The 23,306-nt window shown below is 57.7% G+C and carries 24 protein-coding genes and 5 pseudogenes; 8 read left to right on the top strand and 21 right to left on the bottom strand.

Annotation, left to right across the window (positions count from 1 at the left end; genetic code table 11):
- The first annotated feature begins 209 nt into the window (after positions 1 to 209).
- The 4 genes and pseudogenes from tnpB to IGW03_RS33415 form a co-directional block, all read left to right on the top strand.
- Complete coding sequence (gene tnpB / locus IGW03_RS33430) at positions 210 to 566, top strand: IS66 family insertion sequence element accessory protein TnpB (RefSeq protein WP_194726754.1); 357 nt, start codon at positions 210 to 212, stop codon at positions 564 to 566.
- Between the two features lie 30 nt (positions 567 to 596).
- The gene (gene tnpC, locus IGW03_RS33425; RefSeq protein WP_194726753.1) at positions 597 to 2,180 is read left to right on the top strand and encodes an IS66 family transposase; all 1,584 of its coding nucleotides are present in this window, start codon (positions 597 to 599) and stop codon (positions 2,178 to 2,180) included.
- Between the two features lie 39 nt (positions 2,181 to 2,219).
- Positions 2,220 to 2,624, top strand: a pseudogene (locus IGW03_RS33420) (transposase); the annotation flags it as partial.
- A 16-nt stretch (positions 2,625 to 2,640) separates the two neighbouring features.
- Positions 2,641 to 2,937: pseudogene (locus IGW03_RS33415) on the top strand (IS3 family transposase); the annotation flags it as partial.
- 105 nt (positions 2,938 to 3,042) lie between these two features.
- Here the strand turns inward: IGW03_RS33415 and maiA are convergent.
- From maiA to nagAa, 16 genes are all read right to left on the bottom strand, one after another.
- Positions 3,043 to 3,681 carry a maleylacetoacetate isomerase gene (maiA, locus tag IGW03_RS33410; RefSeq protein ID WP_194726752.1) on the bottom strand — a complete coding sequence of 213 codons (639 nt, stop codon included), beginning with the start codon at positions 3,679 to 3,681 and terminating at the stop codon, positions 3,043 to 3,045.
- Between the two features lie 8 nt (positions 3,682 to 3,689).
- Positions 3,690 to 4,391, bottom strand: coding sequence for a fumarylacetoacetate hydrolase family protein (locus IGW03_RS33405; protein WP_194726751.1), 702 nt, complete (start codon positions 4,389 to 4,391; stop codon positions 3,690 to 3,692).
- Positions 4,392 to 4,424: 33 nt separating this feature from the next.
- The gene (locus IGW03_RS33400) at positions 4,425 to 5,465 is read right to left on the bottom strand and encodes a cupin domain-containing protein (protein WP_228536250.1); all 1,041 of its coding nucleotides are present in this window, start codon (positions 5,463 to 5,465) and stop codon (positions 4,425 to 4,427) included.
- Positions 5,466 to 5,694: 229 nt separating this feature from the next.
- Complete coding sequence (gene gstA / locus IGW03_RS33395; RefSeq protein WP_194726749.1) at positions 5,695 to 6,300, bottom strand: glutathione transferase GstA; 606 nt, start codon at positions 6,298 to 6,300, stop codon at positions 5,695 to 5,697.
- Between the two features lie 58 nt (positions 6,301 to 6,358).
- Complete coding sequence (locus IGW03_RS33390; RefSeq protein ID WP_228536253.1) at positions 6,359 to 6,949, bottom strand: 2-hydroxychromene-2-carboxylate isomerase; 591 nt, start codon at positions 6,947 to 6,949, stop codon at positions 6,359 to 6,361.
- Positions 6,950 to 7,141: 192 nt separating this feature from the next.
- The gene (locus tag IGW03_RS33385) at positions 7,142 to 8,179 is read right to left on the bottom strand and encodes a dihydrodipicolinate synthase family protein (protein WP_194726747.1); all 1,038 of its coding nucleotides are present in this window, start codon (positions 8,177 to 8,179) and stop codon (positions 7,142 to 7,144) included.
- Positions 8,180 to 8,236: 57 nt separating this feature from the next.
- Positions 8,237 to 8,875, bottom strand: coding sequence for an OmpW/AlkL family protein (locus tag IGW03_RS33380; protein ID WP_228536249.1), 639 nt, complete (start codon positions 8,873 to 8,875; stop codon positions 8,237 to 8,239).
- A gap of 69 nt (positions 8,876 to 8,944) precedes the next feature.
- Positions 8,945 to 9,853, bottom strand: a complete 909-nt coding sequence (nahC, locus tag IGW03_RS33375) for a 1,2-dihydroxynaphthalene dioxygenase (RefSeq protein ID WP_194726746.1) — start codon at positions 9,851 to 9,853, stop codon at positions 8,945 to 8,947.
- 25 nt (positions 9,854 to 9,878) lie between these two features.
- Positions 9,879 to 11,330 carry an aldehyde dehydrogenase gene (locus IGW03_RS33370; protein ID WP_194726745.1) on the bottom strand — a complete coding sequence of 484 codons (1,452 nt, stop codon included), beginning with the start codon at positions 11,328 to 11,330 and terminating at the stop codon, positions 9,879 to 9,881.
- A 48-nt stretch (positions 11,331 to 11,378) separates the two neighbouring features.
- Positions 11,379 to 12,158 carry a 1,2-dihydroxy-1,2-dihydronaphthalene dehydrogenase NagB gene (gene nagB, locus IGW03_RS33365; RefSeq protein ID WP_194726756.1) on the bottom strand — a complete coding sequence of 260 codons (780 nt, stop codon included), beginning with the start codon at positions 12,156 to 12,158 and terminating at the stop codon, positions 11,379 to 11,381.
- A gap of 63 nt (positions 12,159 to 12,221) precedes the next feature.
- Positions 12,222 to 12,806: a naphthalene 1,2-dioxygenase system small oxygenase NagAd gene (gene nagAd, locus IGW03_RS33360; RefSeq protein WP_194726744.1), complete on the bottom strand. Its 585-nt coding sequence runs from the start codon at positions 12,804 to 12,806 to the stop codon at positions 12,222 to 12,224.
- Between the two features lie 14 nt (positions 12,807 to 12,820).
- Positions 12,821 to 14,164, bottom strand: a complete 1,344-nt coding sequence (gene nagAc, locus IGW03_RS33355; protein ID WP_194726743.1) for a naphthalene 1,2-dioxygenase system large oxygenase NagAc — start codon at positions 14,162 to 14,164, stop codon at positions 12,821 to 12,823.
- An 87-nt stretch (positions 14,165 to 14,251) separates the two neighbouring features.
- Complete coding sequence (nagAb, locus tag IGW03_RS33350) at positions 14,252 to 14,566, bottom strand: naphthalene 1,2-dioxygenase/salicylate 5-hydroxylase systems ferredoxin NagAb (RefSeq protein ID WP_034303853.1); 315 nt, start codon at positions 14,564 to 14,566, stop codon at positions 14,252 to 14,254.
- A gap of 11 nt (positions 14,567 to 14,577) precedes the next feature.
- The gene (gene nagH / locus IGW03_RS33345) at positions 14,578 to 15,063 is read right to left on the bottom strand and encodes a dalicylate 5-hydroxylase small oxygenase NagH (RefSeq protein WP_194726742.1); all 486 of its coding nucleotides are present in this window, start codon (positions 15,061 to 15,063) and stop codon (positions 14,578 to 14,580) included.
- Between the two features lie 2 nt (positions 15,064 to 15,065).
- On the bottom strand, positions 15,066 to 16,328 hold the full coding sequence (nagG, locus tag IGW03_RS33340; RefSeq protein ID WP_194726741.1) for a salicylate 5-hydroxylase large oxygenase NagG: 1,263 nt from the start codon (positions 16,326 to 16,328) through the stop codon (positions 15,066 to 15,068).
- 41 nt (positions 16,329 to 16,369) lie between these two features.
- A complete protein-coding gene (gene nagAa / locus IGW03_RS33335; RefSeq protein WP_194726740.1) occupies positions 16,370 to 17,362 on the bottom strand; it encodes a naphthalene 1,2-dioxygenase/salicylate 5-hydroxylase systems ferredoxin--NAD(P)(+) reductase NagAa in 993 nt (330 codons plus the stop codon).
- A 118-nt stretch (positions 17,363 to 17,480) separates the two neighbouring features.
- Here nagAa and nagR point away from each other — a divergent pair, with 118 nt between their 5' ends.
- The 4 genes and pseudogenes from nagR (at position 17,481) to IGW03_RS33320 (ending at position 19,464) form a co-directional block, all read left to right on the top strand.
- On the top strand, positions 17,481 to 18,383 hold the full coding sequence (nagR, locus tag IGW03_RS33330; RefSeq protein ID WP_194726739.1) for a naphthalene degradation transcriptional regulator NagR: 903 nt from the start codon (positions 17,481 to 17,483) through the stop codon (positions 18,381 to 18,383).
- A gap of 1 nt (position 18,384) precedes the next feature.
- Positions 18,385 to 18,534: pseudogene (locus IGW03_RS38475) on the top strand (IS256 family transposase); the annotation flags it as partial.
- Between the two features lie 180 nt (positions 18,535 to 18,714).
- Positions 18,715 to 18,870 carry a hypothetical protein gene (locus IGW03_RS33325; protein WP_194726738.1) on the top strand — a complete coding sequence of 52 codons (156 nt, stop codon included), beginning with the start codon at positions 18,715 to 18,717 and terminating at the stop codon, positions 18,868 to 18,870.
- A gap of 216 nt (positions 18,871 to 19,086) precedes the next feature.
- The gene (locus IGW03_RS33320; protein WP_194726737.1) at positions 19,087 to 19,464 is read left to right on the top strand and encodes a hypothetical protein; all 378 of its coding nucleotides are present in this window, start codon (positions 19,087 to 19,089) and stop codon (positions 19,462 to 19,464) included.
- A 468-nt stretch (positions 19,465 to 19,932) separates the two neighbouring features.
- Here IGW03_RS33320 and IGW03_RS33315 read toward each other — a convergent pair.
- The 5 genes and pseudogenes from IGW03_RS33315 to IGW03_RS33295 form a co-directional block, all read right to left on the bottom strand.
- A pseudogene (locus tag IGW03_RS33315) lies at positions 19,933 to 20,025 on the bottom strand (IS66 family transposase zinc-finger binding domain-containing protein); the annotation flags it as partial.
- A gap of 318 nt (positions 20,026 to 20,343) precedes the next feature.
- Positions 20,344 to 20,853 (bottom strand): annotated as a pseudogene (locus IGW03_RS33310) (IS66 family transposase); the annotation flags it as partial.
- 104 nt (positions 20,854 to 20,957) lie between these two features.
- Positions 20,958 to 21,818 carry an IS21-like element helper ATPase IstB gene (gene istB, locus IGW03_RS33305; RefSeq protein ID WP_194726735.1) on the bottom strand — a complete coding sequence of 287 codons (861 nt, stop codon included), beginning with the start codon at positions 21,816 to 21,818 and terminating at the stop codon, positions 20,958 to 20,960.
- A complete protein-coding gene (istA, locus tag IGW03_RS33300) occupies positions 21,815 to 23,059 on the bottom strand; it encodes an IS21 family transposase (RefSeq protein WP_323745055.1) in 1,245 nt (414 codons plus the stop codon). The genes istB and istA overlap by 4 nt, the downstream gene beginning before the upstream one ends.
- 148 nt (positions 23,060 to 23,207) lie before the next feature.
- The coding region (locus IGW03_RS33295) for an IS3 family transposase (RefSeq protein WP_194722984.1) at positions 23,208 to 23,306 on the bottom strand (99 nt) is incomplete at its 5' end.

The following is a 23,306-nucleotide window of genomic DNA, read 5'->3' as shown; positions in this document are numbered from 1 at the left end:
CTGGTTCGACACGGGCACCTTAACGTCATCTGGCAATGCCTTGCTTTCCATTTTTGAGTCCCCTTCTCAAAATGGGTGGGGAAAATTCGATTCCTATTTTGGGGATTATTGCGTTCCTACTGACACCTGCCCAATGGCGTGCATTTCGATCTGCACCATGCCAGCCTGGAGACCGTATCGGGCGTCGTGCACCTGCTCGGGAGACTACCGTGTTCCGGTTCGACGCAGAACTGACGGCCTATGTGCATCGCGATCCGGTCGACTTGCGTATCGGGATCAACGGCTTGGCGATCCTGGTCGAGCAAGCCATGGGGAAGAACCCGATGGCTCAGGCCTTATACGTGTTCAGCAATCGCCGGCGCGACCGCATCAAGATCCTGGGTTGGGACGGCAACGGCTTCTGGTTGCTGATGAAGCGTCTCGAGGCCAACGACCGTTTCATCTGGCCCGACAGTCAGACCGAAGTCCTGGCACTGACAGTGGAGCTGCTGCATTGGCTGCTCGATGGGATCAACATCGCCGCGCTCGCACGTCACCCGAAACGGCATTATGCGCGGGTAAGCTGAACAGGTTGGCAATCTGCTAGTCTAAGTGGTATGCCGACCACAGTGACCATCGATGCTGATGAACTTGCTGCGCTGCTGGCGCTGCGCGAAGCGCATGGCGCCCAGCAGGGCGAGCACGATGCCTTGCTCAACAAGCTGCGCTTTGTGAGCGCCGAGCGCGACCTGGCCGAGGAGCGGCTGCGAGCCTATCGGCGCGAACTGTTCGGCGCCAAGAGCGAAGCACGGTCTGCTGATCAGCTGGGCCTGTTCAACGAGGCCGAAGCATTGGCCGGCTCCGCTACACAGCCCGCACAGGAAGACACGCCCACCACCAAGGTGGCGGCGCATGAGCGCAACAAGCGCGGACGCAAGCCGCTCGACGCTAACCTGCCGCGTGACGTTGTGCGACACGAGCTGCCGGAATCGGAGCGCTTCTGTGCTAACGACGGCCACGCCTTGATAGAGATCGGCGTGGAGACCAGCGAACAGATCGATGTCATCCCGGAACAAGTGCGTGTGGTTCAGCACCAGCGGGTCAAGTATGCGTGCCCTTGCTGCGATCTGGGCATCAAGGTGGCGCCGGTGCCGGCGCGCATCATCCCGCGCGGACTGTTCACCGAATCGGCACTGGCCTGGATCGCCACCGGCAAGTACCAGTTCGGCATGCCGCTGTATCGCCAGGCGGTGCTGCTGCGCCGCTTCGGCGGCGACATCTCGTCAAACACGGTGGCCGCTGGCATGGTGCGCGTGGGCCTGGCTGTGCAACCTGTCATCAACCTCATGCGCGATGCCTTGCTGGAGAGCGAGCTGCTCTACTGTGACGAGACTACCTTCCAAGTGCTCAAGGAACCGGGCCGGCGAGCACAGACCAAGAGCTACTTGTGGGCACAGATGAACGGCGGTGCCGGTGTGCCGATCCGGCTGTTCACCTACACGCCGGGGCGCGGCGCACAGCATGCCCCCAACCTGTTTGCCGGCATCAAGCCCGGCACGGCACTCATGTCCGATGGCTACGCGCTGTATGACGGCATCGCACACGATCACCAGCTCATGCACCTGGGTTGCTGGAGCCATGCCAGAAGAGGCTTCATTAAGGCCGAAGATGCGCTGCCCAAGGCGGCCCGTTCGGGTGAGCAGCTGGCGACCCGCTTCGTGCAGCTGATTGCCAAACTGTATGCAGCCGAAGCGCGTAGCGCAGAATGGGAGGCGAAGCGGCGATGGCGTCTGCGCCAGCGCTACAGCAAACGGGTACTTGGGCGTATTGAACAGCTGCTGGTTGCGCACCGCGATACGGTGTTGCCGGGCAGTCTGCTGGGCAAGGCCTTGTACTATCTGAACGGGCAGTGGCCCAAGTTGATCCGCTACGTCGACAACGGCCAGTGGCCGATCTCGAACAATGCTTGCGAGAACGCGATCCGGCCCTTCGTCGTCGGCCGCCGCGGCTGGCTCTTTAGTGACACCGTTGGCGGCGCACACGCCAGCGCGAACTTGTACTCGCTGGTGGAGACCTGCAAGGCCCACCGCATCGATCCCTATCGCTACTTTGCCTGGCTGTTCCAAAAACTACCGCAGGCCAATAACGTCGACGACTACGACGCGCTCCTGCCCTGGAACATGCCAACGGATCTCCGGTGACCCTCAAGCGTCACCCCAGGATATGGAGGGGCGTGTTTATTGATCGCATACCTTGCTCCTGACCTGATCGCGCGCAATTCGATCGGATACGAATCCGCGTCTCAACTCTTATTGACGGTTGGCGACAACACCGTACGTCTTCAGTCAGAAGCCAGTTTCGCTGCGCTATGCGGCGTCAGCCCCGTGCCCGCTTCCTCAGGCAAAGTTGCCCGTCACCGTTTGAACCGTGGTGGCGACCGAGCCGCAAACTGCGCATTGCATATCATCGCCATTGGGAGATTGAGGACCGACCCGCGAACCAAGGCTTACGTTGCCAAACGGGTCAGTCAGGGACACTCCAAGCTCGAAGCCATCCGCTGTCTCAAGCGTTATATTGCCCGTGAAGTCTTCTATGTGATCCGCAAGAAAAATCGTGAGATAAACCAAACCAAAATCGTGGCTTGACCTTTAGAAGGGCATCCAAGGTAGCCAGTTCAGCAGTTATGACTGGCAGGACTTCCTGAAGGCTCATAACCTGCAGGCCAGCATGAGCCGGCGTGGGAATTGCCACGACAACGCGGTGGCGGAGAGTTTTTTCCAGCTGCTGAAACGGGAACGGATACGACGCCGTGTCTACAGCACAAGGGAAGAAGCAAGGCAGGACGTGTTCGACTACATAGAGATGTTCTACAACCCGAGGCGCCGTCATGGTTACAACAACCGGCTCTCACCGGTAGACTACGAGAAGCAGTATTTCGAGCGGCTCGCTAGTGTCTAGGATACTGGGGGCGATTCACACCCCCTTTCGGCAATCTACCAACTATCCTGACACTGGGGAGGGCCGCCGACTCTCTATGAGGACGAAGGCGACGCATCTCTTTCATCATGCCGAATCTGGTTGAGCCGTTGGCGAGGCGCGCCGGAACGCGTCCAGCTCGCCGCAGGCGGCGTCCACCCCGCGGATCAGGGGGTACGGCGCCAGGTCCACCTTGAAGCGGCGCGCGCTTTCCACCTGGGGCACCAAGTAGCAGTCGGCTAGGGTGGGCGTGTCACCAAAGCTGAAGCGGCCGCGTTTGACGTCCGCCCCCAGCATTGCCTCGTAGGCGTCAAAGCCTGCGGTGATCCAGGTGCCGCACCAGGCGTTGATGGCGTCTTCGTTGGCGCCAAACGTCTTGCGCAGATATTCCAAGATGCGGCGGTTGTTGATGGGGTGGATGTCGCACCCCACCAGGGCTGCCAGGGTGCGAACGCGGGCGCGGCCGTCCACGTCGGCGGGCAGCAACGCAGGCGTGGGGTACTGCTCCTCCAGCCATTCGATGATGGCTGGCGACTGGATCAGCACCTGAGAGCCCGTGTCCAGCGCGGGCACCAGCTGCTGCGGGTTCAGCGCCTTGAAGGCGTCCTTTAGGTGCTCTTCCTTGCCCAGGTGCACGGCCAGATACTCGTAGGGCACACCCTTGAGGTTGAGCGCGATGCGCAGCCGATGCGACGTCCCGCTGCGCCAAAAGTTGTACAGCTTCATGGACACGTTCACTCGGCCGGGCCGACGTTCAGCACGATCTCGGCAATGCCTTCCACGCGGCCTGTGATCTTGTCACCCGGCACCACGGCGCCCACGCCTTCGGGCGTGCCGGTGTAGATGATGTCGCCCGGCTGCAGGTGGTAGTAGGTGGAAAGGTCGGCGATGATCTCGCGGATGTTCCAGATCAGCTTGTCTACGCCGGACGACTGCCTGGTCTGGCCGTTGACTTCCAGCGCAATGGCGCCCTTGTCCACCACCACGCCCTCCATGGGCACGATCTCGGAGCACACCGAGCCCTGCTCGATGTCCTTGCCGGTGTCCCAGGGGCGGCCCTTGTCGCGCGCCACCAGTTGCAGGTCACGGCGCGTCATGTCCAGGCCAGCGGCGTAGCCGTAGACCAGTTCATGGGCATTGGCCTCGCTCACACGGAAGCCCGGCTTGCCGATGGCCAGTACCAGTTCCATCTCGTAGTGGTAGTTGTTGGTACGCGGCGCGTAGGGCACGGTGGCGCCGCTTTCCACCAGCGTCTGGGGCGACTTGGTGAAGTAGAAGGCCTGCTCCACGCTCTTGTCTACCGGGCGGCCCATCTCCACTGCGTGGGCGTGGTAGTTGCGGCCCACGCAGAAGATGCGGTTGATGGGGAAACGCTCGGTCTTGCCGCGCACGGGCAGGGACTGGACGGGAGGCGGATTCCAGAGGTAGTTGCTCACTTGCTTTCCTGTTGTGTGGTGCTTCGCGGCGGCTCAGCCGCGGTTTTCAAAAACGCCGAGCTTTCGGTGCAGGGGTGACTCGTCGGCCATGAAGATGAAGGACGGCTGGTCGGCCGAGAGGTTCTTCAGCGTCACCTCGGTGTAGCCGGGGGCGCAGCAGGTGTCGGCTTCGCTCAGGGCGAAGGTGGACTCGGCGATGCGCGCCTCGCTGCGGCCTTCGATCTGGTGGAACACCACGGCGGGCGAACGCACGGGCAGGCGCAGGGTCTGGCCGGGTTTGAGCATCAGGGCGTCGAAGCCCAGGATGTTCTCGGCGTCGTCACCCGTTTCGGGGTTGACGTAGGTGACCTGCACGCATTCCTGCTCAGGCTGGTCGGCCGCCAGCGACAGCAGCGCGGCGCGGGTGTCGGCCCAGGGGTAGCGCAGCATGGGGTAACGCTTGTCGCTGCGCTGGAACACGGTGGTGGGCACCACGCCCGCGCGGGTCCAGGCGCGGTCGCCCCGGCTGGGGTTGACCTGCTGGCGTTCGCCGTTGATGTGGTAGCTGGCCTCCATGTAGTACACCAGCGGCAGGTCCAGCACGTCCAGCCACACCACGGGCTCGTTGCCGTCGTGGCCGTGCTCGTGCCACAGGCCGGTGGGCGTGAGGATGAGGTCACCGCGGCTCATGGGGCACTTCTCGCCGTCCACGGTGGTGTAGGCGCCCTCGCCCTCAACGATCATGCGCACGGCGTTGGGAGTGTGACGGTGGCTGGGTGCCCACTCGCCGGGCAGCAGCAGCTGCATGCCCAGGTACATGGCGGCGCTGGCCTGCATCTTCTCCAGGCCATGACCGGGGTTGGCCAGCACCAGCACGCGGCGCTCGGCCTTTTCGATGGGAGTCAGCTCGCCCGCCTTGAGCAGCAGGGGCTTCAAGGTCTGGTAGGACCAGTAGGTGGGCTTCGTCTGGCGGGCGGGCACCTTGGGCGGCAGCACCGCGCGCAGGCTGGGCCACAGCGGCACCAGATTGAGCTTCTTGAGTTCGTCGCGGTAGTCCTGTGGCAGGTCTTCCAGGCGGCCAAGTTCGTGACTCATGGTGATACGCTCCTTTTCATCAAGCATGTAAATAGGGGAAGCCGATAGCCCTCACGCCTCGATCAGACCATAGCAAGCATCGGCAATTTCTGGATCCGACCGCAGTCGGAAAAAAGGGCTCGTAAGCTGTGTGCATTGAAATTTGATCGAGGCCGCTGTCCAAGGCGGCCCCGCGGCATGGCTGGCCGCTCATGGAGGCGAGCCATGCTTTATTTATTTCTCTAAAAAATCAGATCAAACCTTCAGCCGCCAACGTGGCCCGGACTGCTGGACGTTCAGCCACGCGTTGGAGGTAGTCTTGCAGACCGGGCCAAGGCGAAAGGTCCACATTCACGTAAGCCCCCCAACCAAGCACAGTAAACAGGTAGGCGTCTACCACGGAAAAATCCTCGCCCATGGCCCAAACCTTGTCACTGAGCATCCGCTCGGCATGCTCAAGCCGACTTTCCAATTGGGCCTTGATGACTGGCTTGGCATCCTGTGGAAATACCGGGCTGAACAGTGCTCCGAAGCTTTTATGCAATTCGGTGGAGATGAAATTCAGCCATTCCATCAGTCGGTAACGCTCCAGCGAGCCTGCTGTCGGTGCTAGGCATTTATCTGGCACACGGTCAGCGAGGTATTGAACGATGGCCGGCCCTTCGGTGAGCACCTGCCCATCGTCCATTTGCAAAGCGGGGACACTGCCCACGGGATTGACGGTCTTGTAATCAACACCAGTCTCAGTCACCTTGGTGCCGAGATCAACCTTTTCTAGCTGAAAGTCAAATCCACCTTCACGAAGGATGATGTGAGGCGACAATGAGCATGCGCCGGGACTGTAATAAAGCTTCATGAGAATTCTTAAAATCAAGGTGTGGTTGAAAAATCAGAAAGATCGATGCACGGATATTTTATGGTTGCGTTTCCTTTTGCAGCCTGCTCTCAAGCATGAAAAGGCGGTCATTGCCCCACCACATTTGATCATCCCAAAATACGGTGGGAACCCCAAAAACCTTTCGGTCAATGGCAGCCTGTGTCTCTTCGTCGTATGCCTTGGTGGCATTTCCGCTGCTCAAAAAATCTTCAAATTCAGCGCGATCCCAGTTCAGCTTGTCGCATACCTGAGCCAGCAAGCTATCAGCATCCAGGGCCCACCCTTTGCCCCAAGCCGAATCGAAAACAAGGCGAACATATTCATCGGCTCGCTCTCTGGCGGCTGGGTAATACAGTCCGGCGTTCATCCGGCAACTGTTGTAGTTAGGGGGAAAAACCAGCGGAATTCCGTAAAGATCGGCCCATCGCTGCAAATCAATCTTTAAATAGTCAAGTTTGGTCTTCAGGTCCCGATTGGATGGGCCGATGTTGCCAATGGCCATCTTTGCTCGCGCCAAATCAATGGCGTGATACTGGATGGAGAAACCATAACGCCCGGCGAGCACCGACAAACGATGGTTGGCCAGATACGAAAAAGGACTCAAAAAATCAAAATAAAAATCGATCATCACGATCGAGCGCCTCCAACAAAGAACGGGCAGAAAAAGTGTAGGAGCGCTTCAGCGCGATCGGTGCACCCTGCGCTTGTGGCACTCCCACTCTGTATTTGCATATTTTTTAAATCGCCGACTGCACTAACCCAGAAGACCTCCAGACCCGCAGGCTGTGCTGATCGGAGATGTCTGACTCAAGGTCTAGCCTTAATTCTTTGTTGAGCCGGCTTCCGTTTTGGCTTTTCTTAATTCCTTGGCATACTTGGTATGCAGTGCGGCCCAGGCCTTGCCTGATTTTCGGGCGCCTGCAAGGTATTCATCGGGAACTAGCGTATAGGGTGGCCGGCACGGCCCCGCCTTGAGCCAGCCGGCCTCGTCCATTCGTGCTTTTTCGAGACCAATGTTGTATTTGGAGAATTCCGCGAAATCACTGCGTGGAAATAGTGTCGCGTCGGCTGCGCGCATGTCGTCTGAAATGGTCTTGGCCTTGGTCCAGTCACCGGTCTTTTTGGCCTTGGCCACCTCATCACGCAGCATGAGGGCGGTCGCTGGACCGCACATGGAGCCACTGGACCAGAAAGCAGTCATGCGCTCCGGATTGATCCGGGCCGCTGCGTAGTAATCATCCTCATGCGGAAGGAAGCGAATACTTGGGGCCAATTTCAGATCCAAGTCCAGCATCCCGATGCCCAAGTACTTGGCTGTGACAACCTGCGGGATTTTGGACATTTCGGCCCAAAACGGGCGAGGAAAATCAAATTTGAAAGCCTCCGGGTTGGCGTAGACAGCGATGGCTGCATCTGGCACTGCTTCCGCCACATCGCGATAAAATTGCACGGCAGTAGGCAGATCCATCTTCACCCACATCGGCACGCCGAGCATTGTTCCTTGGGCGCCAATGTCGATCAATTCGCGGGTCTGGCGTATGACTTCACGGGTATTCAAGGCCGTTGTGCCGCAGAAGTAGGGCACTCGACCGCGCGCGGTTTCCACGACCGTTGAAACAAAATCCCGCTTCTCCTCCCACGTCAGCGTCGCGCATTCGCCAAAGGTGCCGTGGCTCAGAATGCCATTGACGCCGGCCGCAATCAACTCATCGACAATCCGGGCCGTCTCGTCGAGATCGACCGTGTGCTTGCTGCGCCAGTCCGAGGCATCCGGCGTGGACGGGGTCGGCATGATGACCCATGCGCCTTGAATATCCGCGGCAGTCAGGCGCACCGCTTTGTTCGTCTTTCTTGTCATTAAAATTTCCCTTGAAAATGGTGATGAAAACAGAATTTGGGAATCAATGTGGACCGCTCAGAATCTCCGGCCAATCGCAATCGAGGTTAGCAGCGGATTCAACGTTACGCGGGCTGTAGCAACTTGAGGCCCAAGAAACCCCGATGCATCTGTTTTCAGATAAAGTTTACGGATATCAAAGCTGACGAACCAGTCGCGGTTGATGTTCGCTTCTGCACCGATGTGGAGCACAGGTGCCCACGCATGATCTGCATCGAATGAGGTCAGATTGGCATCTTTGCTTTTCAGAATTCGGGTGTAGTTGATCCCCGCCCCCGCGTACGGGCGAATCAATCCCATCTGCGGCAGGTTGTAGGTCGCCGACAAAACCGCAGGAGCATATTGAACACGACCGAGCAAAATCGGAGGCAGCGTGCCTGCGCCTGTCACTTTTGTGGTGGGTGGAATGCCAAAAATTAATCGCGCGTTCCAGTTATCGTTAATGATGTAGCCGAAGTCAAATGTCAAAGCGTTGTTGTCACTAGCGTCAGCGCTTCCACCCGGAACCCTTGTTCCGTCAATCGAAACTTTGGCGCTCGCATCGAAGGCTACGTTGGTGGCGCCGATGCGATATGACCAACGGGAATCCTCAGCATATGCGGTGCTGAGCATCAGCATCCCAAGTCCTGCGAGGGAAATGGCTTCTTTGATCATCATTGTCTCCTTTTTTTTATATGGAACTGAATGGGAAAAACAGATGCGATCGATTTCGCATCTTTTGCATGGCTAGCTCAGTTTGACGTCCAATCCATAACCGGTGGCCTCGATGGCGTGACCGAAAATGTCGCCGACGTAATATTCCGATTCAGCAATGGCGGGGCCGCCTCGCCACCCAGGTTCGATCAGCCAGCCGGAAGGTGTTGCCCCGTAGAACGTCAGCGCCTTATCGTTGGAATGGATGCCCAATTGCAAGGCAATGTCAATCTTTTCCTTCGTGAAAAGCTGGTGTGTGTAACCCAAATCTTCGATATGAGTGTATTCAATCATCAGATGATTGAGGCGCTTGGCCGCAGGCATTGAACCGAAAGCGATGGAATGATCGCGAGCATTGCAATGCATGAACGTCAACTCAGCCGTCATGCCGTTGGGCAAAGGAAGGCGGTACTCGACATCTCCACGAAATCCCAGCAAGCTATAGAACTTACGCGCCGCTTCAACATCATTCTGACGCACGATGCAGTGGCCTAGGCCCTGATCGCCGGTTAGAAATTTTCCGTGCAAGGGACGACCGGGGTGGAAGGGATTGCTCAGGTCAATCCGAGGTCCCCAGAAAATCTCGGTCGGGTTGCCCCCCGGATCTTCTGTCTTCATTAGGCCCAGTACCATCCGTTCTTGTGCTTCGGCTTTGTCGCACACGCGGACTTTGTAGCCTGCTTCCACGAGCTTTTGACCCAATGCCTCGAATTCCGGTTGACCGGAGACACGCCAGCCTAAGTATTCAAGGTCATCTTGACCGTTGTGATGAACCACGATCCGGTGGTGCCAATTGTCCATTCGCAGATAGAAGCGATCCTTGTCACCCTCATCGAGGACTTGAAGTCCCAGCATGTTCGCGGCAAAGGATTTCCACGCTGCGGGATCCTTGACCGAAATGCCCATGTACCCCAATTCAATGACAGTTGCTGGCTTGTTCATGGTTTAACTCCTTTGTTGCTTCAGCTTAGAAGGGATACTGCTGCTCGAATGGTTCAATGGTCAGCCACTTGAGTTCCGTGAACTCGTCGATCACCGCGCGTCCGTCGAAGCGGCCATAACCGGTGGCCTTTGTGCCGCCATAGGGCGCCTGCGCCTCGTTCTGTACGGTGGACCCGTTGATATGGACCGAGCCATATTCGATCGCCATGCCCACGCGCAGGGCCCGGTTCACGTCCCGGCCAAACACGCCCGATGACAGACCATAGGCACTGTCGTTGGCAATACGGATGGCATCGGCTTCGCCCTTGCAACGAACAACCACAGTGATGGGACCAAAGGTTTCCTCATCGTAGATCTGCATGTCGGCTGTCACGTGGTCCAGGATCGTGGCGGGCATGACTGCACCCTCGGCCATGCCGCCGCACACGACCTTGGCACCCTTGTTGATGGCATCTTTGAACAGAGCATTGATCCGGTCCCCCGAGTTGGGCGACACCATCGGGCCGATGATGCAGTCCCCGGTGACACATGGATCGCCTGCGCTCAACTGCTTGGTTTTCGCGGCGAATTTCGCGACAAATTCGTCCGCGATCTTCTCGTCGACCACCAAGCGTTCGGTGGACATGCAGATCTGGCCTTGGAATAGGAAGCTGCCGAACACCGCGGCCTTGACCGCCGCATCGATGTCCGCGTCGTCGAGAACGATCAGCGGGGACTTGCCGCCCAACTCCAGCAAGCAACGCTTGAGATGCTGGGCCGCTTTCTGGGCGATGATGCGCCCCACGCGAGTGGAGCCAGTGAAGTTGATGCGACGAATCTCTTTGGACGAAATCAGCGCATCGGCGATATCGGGCGACCGGTCCGGGGAGGAGTTCAGATAACTGAGCACGCCAGCAGGCAGGCCGGCCTCCTGTAGGCACTTGGTGATCAAAGCGTGCGTGCCGGGGCTGAACTCGGAGCCTTTGAACACAACGGTATTGCCGCAGACCAGCGGATAAGCGATAGCCCGCGCCGCGAGCACGGCGGTGCCGTTCCAGGGAACGATGCTCAAGATGGGGCCGACCGGTTGACGCAGCGTCATCGACAAGGTGTCAGGCTTGTCCGTCGGAACGGTTTCGCCTTGAATTTGGGTGGCCAGTGAGGCGGCTTCCCGGAATACATTGGCCGACAGGTGCACGTTGAACCCCGCCCACAGCGCGGAGGCCCCGACTTCCGTGGCCATCACTTCGATGAACTCGGGCGTCTTGCTCTCCATGACGTCTGCCACCTTTAAAAGAAGGCGCCGCCGCTCCGAAGGCCCAACGGCCTTCCAAGATTTGAACGCCTCTTGAGCGGCTCGAGCCGCATTGACCGCATCGTCCACCGTGGCGTTCGCGCATTGGGTCACAACCTCACCACTGACAGGGTGCTTGCGATCGAATGACTTTTTGTCGCTCGAAGCAATCCAGGCGTTGTTGATAAACAATTTCGTCTTCATGGGTTGTCTCCTAGGAATGGGGTTGATGAATTTGGCGTGGTTGCAAATTCACTTGCGGCCGAGTACCATGCCGCCATCAATGCCGATTACGGTGCCAGTGATGAACTTCCCTTGTTCCCGGGAGGCCAGCAAAAGATACGGTGCCACCACGTCCTCGGGACTTGCTGCGAACCCCAGGGGGGTCAGGCCCTTGATCATGTCATCGATGCCGGGCATGTCTTTCATTTTGGTTTTGTCGAAACCGGCGCTCGCCGGCCCAGCCAAAGAAGTGACCGTACCACCTGGCGCAACGCCATTGACCCGGATGTGCGGGGCCAATTCGTAGGCCAACGCCTTGACCATACCCAGCACTGCATGCTTGCTGGCAATGTAGCAAGAGCCGCCGCCGCCGACCGCATAGGAAGAAACGGAAGCCGTCACTACGACCGATCCGTTCGTTTTTTTGAGTTCCGGCAAGGCCGCGCTGATGCCGCTGAAATAGCTTTTGACGTTGATATCAAATATCTCCTCGAAACTGCCTGAGAATTTCTCCCATGGCTCGTCGACGCCCAGCATGTAATCCCATATCCCGGCATTTCCGATGAAGCAGTCGAGGTGTCCGAACCTGGCGACCGCCTTGTTGACCAGCTTTTCATTGGTGGCGTGATCACGAACATCGCCCGCTACGATCTCAATGGCATCTTTGAATTCACTGCGAAGGCCCGCCTCTTGTTCCTCATTGCGAACAAGTGCGGACACGCAATAGCCAGCTGCTTTGAAGGATCGAACCAGTTCCAGTCCGATGCCTGAACCGGCGCCAGTAATGGCAATAACTTGCTGTATGTTCATGGCAATAAATTTCTGTTTAAAACAATCAAGGATGACCGCCATCAAGGCAGGCATCCCTAGGGTTCACAGGAAGGTCATCAGATTGTGGGTCTGGAGAATGCGCTCCGGGTAGTCCACAAGACGTTCCAGTAGTTGGATGCCACCACCTTCGATGCGTTTCCATTTGTCTTCCCGCGTTGCATAGAAGACGTCAACCTGGTTTCCTCGTCTGGCGCGGTGGAGAATGAGGTTGGAGCGCACATGCAGCAGATCCGGTACGATCTTGTCCTTGGCCGCTGTGACATTGGTGACGAAGCGGGTGAAACGGATCTTCGGGCTATTAGCCCAGTTCTGCGGGTCCATCTGATGCTCAACTCGAACTTTCAGCTGTTGATAGTTCTCGTTGTAGATGTTCACCGCATCATTCAGTTGGTATCGACGCTCGGAAGTGGAGCGAAGTTCTCGCGAGATCACTTGGTATTTGATCTCGGGGGCAACGCAGTGATCAAGCCAGGCGTTGTAGGCCTGAATGTCCAACAGATGTGCTTCTCGGGTCAGGAGCGTGGTGATTTCTTGCTGCAGATCGCTGTCGTGCCCGACGAAGAAACGATGAAATTCTTCGGCGTCGTGCGCGGAGACCAGTTTGTCCTCTTGGGTATTGATCATCATGATTGGCTCCTGGATTAGCGATCAGTCGTCTTGGTGAGTTCGGTGTGCCAATTTCGGGAGGTGTTTTCGAACTCGGCCCAATTGGAGCTGCTGATGTGAGCCTGGTAGGCACGGTAGAATCCGCGATAGCTGGTTTCGCCGATTGCCGATTTGCTAACGACGCCCGGATAGCATTCGTCGCCGTAGACGTCCTTGCCGAAACCCAAATTGGCAATCAGATCACTGTTGCTGGATTGGTATTTCTTGGCATTTTGCGACTCCGTCTCCATGTTGTCGTTGTCGTCGCTTTCCCAGAATCCTGCTGGTCCGAAAGTGCGCTGAACCGCGTCAGCCAAGCGACGCTTTAAGTCCTCAGGCATGTCTTTTTCCACGATGGCATACGTCCAAACCTCGGTCGTGTTTTCATCGATAGGGTTCCATACCTTGAAGACACCGGAGCAGGTCAAAATGCTGTTGTTCGGAAAAACCGTGCAGTTCAGATGGCTGCGGTAAATCCGCGCCCGGACATCGCCGATTTCTTTGGCGAGCTTTTCCTGTTTTGCGCCGCCGAATGCCATCATTTCGGGAACCAGATCAGCGCTGTGGACACCGGAGTAGGCGTCCCACAATACGCCCATTCCACTGCCATACTTGCTGGTCATTTGCAAGCCCGCGCCTTCGGGTGGAAGCATCGCGTTGCCCGCAAGAGGAGTAAATATCGACTGCCCTGAGCGCAAAGACGATGCGTGCGTCCAACCAACGTGGTAGGCGTCACCTACAAAGTTTTCCGCAGGAGCCTTCCAGTTGGCCTTAATCACCACTTTGCCGGGGGGGCCTACAAGTTCCAGGCCACCAGAGTGCTTGAAGATGGGTTCCAGGTACCAGGCTGCATCACCCAGATAATCGATGAGCGGGGGAGCTTCTGCATCAAAACAGCCGTAGACAAAACCATGAAAGCTTTCGATGCGGGGGACTTCTTTCAAGCCCAGGCATTTCTTTTTGATCGTATCGCCGTACAACTCTTTTTCAAAGGGAACGCTTTGCAGTTCGCCGTTGGAGCCAAAGCCCCAGCCGTGGTAACTGCACACAAAGCCTTTCGCATTTCCGGCTTCAGCGTGAACTAGTGTCTTGCCCCGGTGACGGCAAACATTCAAAAAGGCTCGCACCGAGCCATCGTTCTGGCGGGAGACGATGACTTCATCGACGCCCATTTTGGCAGTGACATAGTCGCCGGGGGAGGGGATCAGACTGTCATGGGTCAGAAAAAGCCAGTTCCGCGCGAAGATTGTCTTCATCTCGTGCTGGAAAAGTTCTTTGTCGCCATGAATCAAGTGCTTTTGTGTCAGCCCTGCTTCACTCACTAAGTTTTGGTAACTCATAATTGCTTGTCTCCTCTTGTTTGAAAACGGGTAGTGGTTGGGTTGGGCGGGTTATTTCCGGATTTGGCTTTCCTCCTGCAAAGAGTTTTAGTCCAGCTTGAGCATCACGCGCATGTTTTCGATTTTTACGGGGTAGGTTTTGATGTCTTGTGTCAGGGGTGTGCACAAGGCTTTACCCGTGCAAACATCGAATCGGCCTTGATGCAAAGGACATTCAATTTCCCGGCCTTCGAGAAAGCCATCGCTCATGCGGGCGGCACCGTGAGTGCAGGTGTTGTCGGTGGCGTAGATCTCGCCCGCCACCTCGTAGAGGGCAATCTCCTTGCCGACGATATTGATGCCGATCACGTCGCCCTCGGGCACCTCGTCGCGGGCGGCGGCGTCGATCCAGTTCTCGCTCATTGGATTCGTTCTCAGATAGGGTATATGATGGAATTGGGAATCATTTCGCTGTCGTACACGCACAGGCGCGACTTCAGCTTGAGGCCCTCGGGTGTTCGCACGATCACGTCTCGGTAATAGCCGGCGTTGAAAACCGTGGAATCGCCGTCGTACTTGGTGCGAATCACGGCATAGCTGGCTTCGGCGGTGATGCGCTCGCCATCCGCGTCACGCTCCACCGACAGCACGCGCGGCGTGCTTACGATGTGGCGCTGGTAGTAGGGATCGTGGTACATCGTTTCCTTGACACCGTACACTCGGTCACGGATCATGGCCTTGCTCTCCAGCGCCAGCAGACACAGCGGCAAGTCCTGCTCGAAGTTTTCGCGCGGTTGCAGGCGGTAGGTGCCGGTCTCAATGAAAAAATCAGGCCACTTCTCCCAATCGGCGGAGTCGCAGACCATGGCGTAGTCGCTGTACAGGTTCAGCAGTTCGAAGTACGTCTTGAAGTCGATCATGTTCACTCCCCCATCACTTTGCGCCAGTAGTCGTACATGCCGCGGATCAGCGTTTCGGTGACCATGTGGTCGGTGTCGCCGATCTCGTGGCCGCCCATCTCGATCACGGAGCGGTGCGACGGGTTCTGCTCGAAGCCTTCCTGCGACCACTCGATCACCTCGCCGTCGTCGGCCGAGACGAAGCCTGCTGGGCCGAACAGGTTGGCCTGGATCAGGCGGCGCTGGGTCCACTCCTCGTTGTCGTCCTCGAAGCCGAAGTGAGTCCAGACGAAGTCGAAGGAGCCGTGGCCGTTGGGCTGGATGTGGCGCGTCGATACGCTGTTGACCTGCTGCTGGATGATCACACTGGGGAAGATCGTGGTCATCACGGCGGTCGGGCCGCCCCACCAGGGCTCGGGCACGATATCCAGCAGACGCGGGTCGTTCACCTTCATCTGTTCCTTGAAGCTGTCCACGCCGCACACGACCTCCTCGTTCTTGCCGCCCTGACCGCGCGTGGAGATCATCGCGGCGTGGCGGAACTTGGCGTCCATCTTCAGTTCCGACTTGTTGTCGGCGCGCCAGAGCCCGAAGGTCGAGAACCAGGTGTGCAGCAGGCCCGGGTGATAGGGGTCCTTGATGTTCTCCTGCATCAGCTTCCAGTTGCCCGGGATGCGCTGGCGGCGGTAGCCCAGGATCTTGAGCTTGCGGCCGTTGAAGACGCGGTCGAAGTAGTGCAGGATGGTTGGGCCCAGGAAGTCCTCGAAAGGCTCGACATCGTGGTCGAAAGAGGCAAACACTGCACCGCCTCGGGCGGCCACCTTGAGCTTGGTCAGGCCGTGTTCTTCGAGTTTGAAGTCCTTGGGCATGCCTCCGTTGACCTTGCCGTCCTGCTTGACGCCACGGCGGAAGGGCACGCCCTGCAGGTCACCCTTGAGGCTGTAGTTCCACTGGTGGTAGGGGCAGAAGAAGTCCTTGGCGTTGCCGTGGCGCTCGCGGCAAAAGCGCATGCCACGGTGGGCGCAAACGTTCTCCACCACGTTGATGCCGCCGTCCGGATCACGCACCATGATGACCGAGCGTTCACCGATCACCGTTCGCTTGAAGTCGCCCGGATTCGGAATCTCGGCTTCCAGGCCTACATAGCACCAGTGGTTTGCATAGAACAGGCGCTCCAATTCGCGCTTGTACAGGTCTTCGCGGGTGTAGACCCAGAAGGGAACGCGGCTGCTGCCGTCGCCCGGCCACTCCGGATCTTGGGGAAAAACGGGTTGGGGTTCATTCATGGCATGGTTTCCTTGGAATTGGGCTCGCATGGCGCCTTCGCTCAGACACCGCAAGGATAGAACGCATCGGCATGGATATGCCCGGGTGCTATGCCTAGGCGAGCAACGAGCAGGTTTAGGGCCTCTACCATGGCCGGAGCGCCACACAGGTAGGCGCGCCATCCCGCCAAGTTGGGCAAGTCACGGCAGATCACATCGGTGACCAGTCCGGATCGACGACCGGGGCCGGCAGGGCCTGTCGCAACAACGACATTCACCTTGAGATTCGGAAACCTTGCAGCCAATTCGTGAAGGCGTTCCTCGTCATAGATGTCCTGCTCGCTCCGCACACCGAAGTACAGATGGATGGGGTTGGTCATCCCGCTTTCCAGTGCGCCTCGAACGATCGAAAGGACGGGCGCCAGCCCTGTCCCCCCCCCCACACAAAGCATCGGGCCCGTGTGCGTGCGCCGCAGATAGGCCGTTCCGAGGGGGCCGCTGATCCGCACCGAAGCGCCTACGGACAGTTCATTAAAAACGTAGTTGCTGACATGCCCGCCCGGAACCGCGCGAATCTGAAACTCCATTTCAGCATCGTCGGGCAGACCAGCCATCGAATAGGGGCGGACGCATTCGGGCGTGAACTGCACCGTTACGTACTGGCCTGGGCTGAACTCAAGCGGCTTGGCCAGTTTGATGCGCAGGCGCCGGATGTCATGGGTGGCTTTGTCTATCGCTGTGACCGTGCCCTTGATTATGCGTGCCGGGTGAACTACGATCTCGTCAGATTCATAAATCTCGATCGTGCAGTCTTCGACTAGAACCGCCTGACAGGCCAGGACATAGTCCCCCTTTCCTGCATGCAATTGCCTGGTGTCGGGGCCGTTATCGCGAACTTTGCCGGCAACCACACGGCAGCGGCAAGTGCCGCAGCGGCCCGACATGCAGCTATAAGAGATGGGGACCTCGTTGGACCTGAGCACGTCAAGCAGGGTGCTTCCGATCTCAGCATTCAAACGCAAATTGATGGGTTCTACTCCCAGTACCAGTTCCATGCAAGCTCTTTTTTCAGTTGTCTCCGAATGACTGCGATTCTCGTTCACCGAGCGGCATATCGCAATAGATCAAGTCTGATGTGTAAAATCACCAGTATGAATAATAGTGTGAGGCATCATGGATCTGCGCGACATTGACTTGAATCTGCTGGTGGTCTTCAACCAGCTACTGCTCGACCGGAGCGTATCGACGGCCGCCGAAAAACTGAAGGTGACTCAGCCGGCCGTCAGTAATTCACTTAAACGGCTGCGTGCAGCGCTGAACGACGATTTGTTCTTGCGCACCTCAGAAGGCATGGAGCCGACACCGTATGCACTGCATCTTGCGGAGCCGGTGGTATATGCGCTCAACACGCTGCAGACGGCGCTGACCACCCGCGACTCGTTCGACCCGCTTACCAGCACGCGCACCTTCAAGTTAGCAATGACCGACATCGGCGAGATGTACTTCATACCTCCATTGTTGGAAGCGCTTGCGCAACGATCTCCTCATATCCAGATCAGCACGCTGCGCCCGAATGCTGGCAGTCTGAAGCAGAATATGGAGTCGGGCGCGGCCGATCTTGCCGTGGGCCTTCTGCCAGAGCTACAGAGCGGATTCTTCCAGCGGCGCCTCTTTCGCCACCGCTACGTATGCATGTTCCGCAAGGACCATCCAAGCGCCAAATCCCCCATGAGCCTGAAACAGTTCAGTGAACTGGAGCATGTCAGCGTGGTCGCACTCAACACCGGACACGGTGAGGTCGATGGCCTGCTTGAACGCGCAGGCATCAAAAGGCATATTCGGCTGTTGGTGCCGGATTTCATTGCGGTCGGCCCCATTCTGCGCAGCACCGACCTCATCGCGACCGTGCCGCAACGTTTTGCCGTTCGCTGCGAAGTGCCTTTTGGTCTAACGACATCCCCGCACCCGGCCAAGCTGCCCGATATCGCCATCAACATGTTTTGGCATGCCAAGTACAACCGGGATCCGGGCAATATGTGGCTACGTCAGTTGTTCGTCGAGCTTTTCTCTGGCTGACCTTGCCCCGATTTTGATGGAAGAAGCGGAACAGAGCTGGCGCAAGATTCGTGGCGCCGACAAGATCGGCGCGCTGCTGGTTGGCGTGCCATTCAAGGATGGATTGCCGGTACAGGACAATCAATCGGAACAGCAAAAACTCGCCGCCTGATTACCCTATGCTTCAGAATCGGCATACACCAAATTTGACATTAGCTCTACGTATCTGCTCACTGGACTGGAATTTGTCCTGCTGACCGTTGACGTAGGAGCGGTGCTGTTCTACATTGTCAAGCAGATACAAGGACATTTGAAGGCTCGGACGACGATGACCAAGACAAAGGACACAATAATGGGTACTAGCCTTGGGAATTACATGCGGGAAACCGTAAAGCAGGACGTACGGCTTTTCCTGGCTCCGCTGGTCGGCGCCGTTAAAGGCATCCGGCAAGAGGTGGATCGTGTGCAGAAACAGAACGCTTCTGCAAGGAAAAAGTTTGGCGCGTAAGCTGCCCCTATGCGACAAAACCCCCGCGCTCGAGCTACCCGTTCTAAAAAGGTGTCGGTGAAGCCTTGCGCATTTTGATTGAGAAGCCCCCAAACCCGATAGGTTTTGGGGGCTTTCTTGCCTCAATGGTCAAATAGCGAACAAGGACGCAGGGGCGCGATACCGGACGCTTCTGATAAAATATCGAGTCCAGTTATAACGTTGGTGACTTTGAAGATGAATGAGCAGCTTTGGGTAGAGCCGGTAGGCGAAATTGTTGTGGCACGCCTTCGTGGCCGATGCGATGTGGAAATGCTGAAGGAAGTTCAGAAGCGCGTTTTCGAGCTTGCGAAGGATACGCATCATGTCAAGGTGTTATATGACGCACTGGAGATGGAAGAACCGACCGTCGATATGGCCTTGCTGCAACAGAAAATGGACGCGGAAGCGTGGGAACAGCTCGGCCTCATTCCGCTGCAAAGAGCCATCTTGGTTCCCAATACTCGTATCGCTTATCTGGCTCGAATCGCTTTTGGGCAATTCGGCGAAGGAGCGTACCGAGTCTTCTATAATGACATGGCGCAGGCAATCTTGTGGCTAGAGGAAAAGATATAGGCATATCCCTTTTTTAATGAATCAATGTCTACTCCTTGCCAACAGGAGCCTGAGGCGCCCGGCAACTGCATCTCTCTGTTAAATTCGTCAGATACCTCGATGTCCTCCCGGCCGGCTGCCGTGGCGTACCGAGCCGCTGCCGCATCGAGCACCGTTTTTTTTCCCCTTGTATCGCTTCCTCGCAGCGGCAGCCGCTATGGAAGCGGCGTAGTCGCTTTTGAGCCAGAACCGGGCATTACGCCGGTATTCCTACGGCAGCAGGTCGTCATCGTCCAACCGGACATCCGCTTCGACCTCTTCCGGGTCGAAGTTGGGGGCGAAGTTCAGGTGTGCTCCAAAGACGTAGCCGGTGCGGTTATCGGCCGAGACAGCCGAATGCAGCGGGACATTGCGCTTTTCCTCTCGCCGGGTCCAGTTTGTGTAGTAGTCCTGCCGGTCCACGGAGATGGACAGGTGGTCCAAAGGCAAGCACGAGAACGCATACTTCGGCCGGACATGACGGATGACCTTGAAACGCGCGGGGACGTATTCGAGTTGTTCGGACACGTCTTCGCCAAGACGTAAACCGATCATTGACGCAGCAGTGCCAGGACAGCGCGCAGCATCTTCATGTCGGCTGAACTGCCAATGCGCACCGTGCAATCGTGGAAGGCAATCTCGATGCCGGCATCCGGCGCCGGACTGCAAGCGGGTGGCAGCGATTCTGCCGGGGTCCGTCCTGCTGGCTCCTGCATGATCGAGACCGGCAATAGAGCTGTCTGCGCCGCGGCTTCGTCCTTATTTGATGGGAACTACTTTGGCTTCGTAAGCCCTCGGTCGATCACGTATTGAATGTGTCGACGTGAAGTGGTACGGCGTGCGGTGGTGTTGCCGGCCAGGTCAGGCGGGTTGAGCGGGTGCGAGCGCGACGGAGACGTTCCAGGGCAGCAGGTCGTCGATCCGGTTAATTGGGTGGTCGGCGATGTGCGTGAGCACGTGCCGCAGGTAGAGCAACGGGTCCAGACCACTCATTTTGGCCGAACCAATGAGGCTGTACATCGCCGCAGCGCGTTCGCCACCGGCGTCCGATCCACAGTGCAGCCAATTTTTTCTTCCGACGGCCACCCCGCGCAGCGCCTGCTCGGCAATATTGTTGTCGATCTCCATGCGGCCGTCGTCGACGTAGCGTGTCAATGCCTGCCAGCGCTCGAGCATGTAGCGAATCGCCTTGGCGGTGTCCGCTTTCGCGGAGAACTTCGCCAATATGCTTTGCAGCCATCGCTGCATCGATTCGAGCAGCGGCCCGGCACGCGACTGCCTTGCCATACGTCGGATGTCCGGCGGCTGGCCACGCACTTCCCGTTCGATGACGTAGAGTGCAGCGATCCGTTCGAGCGCCTCGGGAGGTATCGTCAAATGTTGTGGATAGACGGTGATTGATCAGGCGGTGTCAATGCCGGCGGAACCTCCCCATTTTTTCCGGAGTAAATTTCCCCACCCTTTGTGGTGGGCGGTCAGCCCGGTATTGACGTCATTTCCTCCTTTTTCGGACGTCCAGGACGACGCTTTACCTGAGCCGTATTACCTGTTTCATTGAGAGGAGGACGGTTACGCAGGTGCTCCGGGATCAGCGCGGCATGCTCGCGCAAGCGGTAGGAATTGCCTTCAATCGGCACCACTATAGCGTGGTGTAAAAGACGGTCCAGTAAGGCTGTTGCCACGACAGGATCACCGAAGATGTCGCCCCATTCGCTAAAGCCGCGGTTACTAGTCAGGATCATTGCGCAGCGCTCATAGCATGCGTTGACCAGTTGGAAGAACAGATTGCCGCCATTAGAGCCCAGCGGAAGGTATCCAATTTCATCGACGATGAGCAAACTGTAGCGCGACAGGAACTTCACCCGCTCGCGCAGCTTGCCTTCTCGCTCGGCCTTGCGCATGGAGTCGACCAGTTCAGCCAGCGTGGCGAAGAACACGCTCTTGCCGGCTTTAACCGCTTCCACACCCAATGCGACGGCAAGGTGTGACTTGCCCGTGCCCGGCGGGCCCAGGAAGTGCACACACTGGCGCCGCTCAACGAATCCCAGCTCGGCAAGAGCCATGACTCGGCCGCGCTCGAGTGACGGCTGGAAGCTGAAGTCATAGCCAGCCAAGGTCTTGGTCACTGACAGCCTTGCCGTTTGCAATGCCATCTTTATCCTGCGGCTTTCACGCGTACTGTATTCCTCACCCAGCAATACCTCGATGGCTTCGAGCGCAGTCAACTGGCCTTGCTCAATCTGTGACTGAACCGTCTGCAAGGCTTCCAATGCGCGTGGCATTCTCAAACCAATCAGATGGCGGCGGATACGTTCTGCTACGGGAGAGTAGCTCATAGCTGGCCTCCCATTCTGCGGCCAATGAAGTCATAGACTGCCAATGGCCGCTGGGCTACCGCGTGACCAGGTGCAAGCACAATGTCCGGCGCGACTTCCGGCTGCATGATGCGCTGAAGTAACCGATGACCGGCCAACACGGAACGCGCACGCCGGCCCTCCAAACGAGCATGGGTAGCAATCAGTGTTCCGTCTTCAAAGATGCGAATCGTATCAGCCGTGGTTTCCACGTCCAGAACCCGCTTCCTGGTGCCGTCCGGCACACTGTAGTAATTGCCGCCAACGCTGACGCAGCCTTCGTGACTGACACGTCGCTCCATCCGCAGTACGGCATCGAAGCGTCCCGCCGGCAGAGGTTGCAAGTGCGGTTGCTCTTCCCGGAAGTGCTCGCCGACGATGCGGCCGGTCGTGCCATGACAGCGTATGTTCGCCACCGTGTCGAGCCATTGCCGAAGCTGCCGATTCATATCATCGATATCCTCGAAGCTGCGTGCCAGATAGAAGTCGGCACGGATATATCGATACGGGCGTTCAACTTTGCCTTTGGTCTTGGCTCGGTAGGCCTGGCAGGCACGCGGCATAAAGCCGTAATGCGCACCGCAAGCAAGCAGCTTGGCGTTATAGACGATGCCTTTGTCAGAATCGTCTTCACCCAATACGGCGGTCTTCATGCGGTCGTAGAGGATCTCCCGTGGTACGCCTCCAAAGTGAGCAAAGGCCTCCATATGGCAACGCAGGACGGTTGGCAGGTCTTGATGCAAGACGAATTGGGCCCATAGATAGCGGCTGTGTCCCAGTACCATGGCAAACAACCATACCTTGCGCACTAGCCCGCGGTTGCCGAAGTTGACCTTGAACTCGGCGAAGTCGACCTGTGCTTGGTGCCCTGCAGGGGTTTCGAACCGGACTTCGAACACCGGCGCCGGGGACGGGCGCACGTTCCGCACGAAGTCATAGAGCACGGTCTTACCGCCCTCATAGCCCTGTTCACGGACTTCCCGGAGTAAGCGGGCACTGCTCAAATCTGGCCAATCAGTGACACGCTGACGCAAATACGCTTCAAATGGCGCAATGGTGGTTGGTCTGGGCTGGCGAGGCTTGTACTTCGGTGCTGCCAGTTCTCCTCGGATGTATCGTCGTACCGTCTTGCGGTCACGGCCCGTGCGTTCGGCGATCGCCGACACTGACAAGCCTTGTCGATGCAACTCCAGAATCATCATCCACTCCTTCAACTTGACCACTTGCTCTCCCGTCGCTGATTTCCATCACCGCGACATCTTGGAGCAAGTGGAAAGCCGGTGCGGGAACATCCCGGCACCGGCTTTTACCGTTCAAACTGGGGAGATTTCAAACGGAAGATTGGGGGTGCGGCGTAAATCTTGGACTGGGTTATGCCGTAAATCCGAGGCTCTCCCGGTATTCGAGAGGACTGAGTGAGCCAAGGGATATCTTGATGCGCTTTTCGTTATACCAGCGGATGTAAGAGTC

Source organism: Noviherbaspirillum malthae, assembly GCF_015352985.1.
In the GTDB taxonomy this organism is placed as follows: domain Bacteria; phylum Pseudomonadota; class Gammaproteobacteria; order Burkholderiales; family Burkholderiaceae_D; genus Noviherbaspirillum; species Noviherbaspirillum malthae.
The sequence above is the reverse complement of the archived record's forward strand: the minus strand, read 5'-3'. Positions and strand labels throughout refer to the sequence as shown.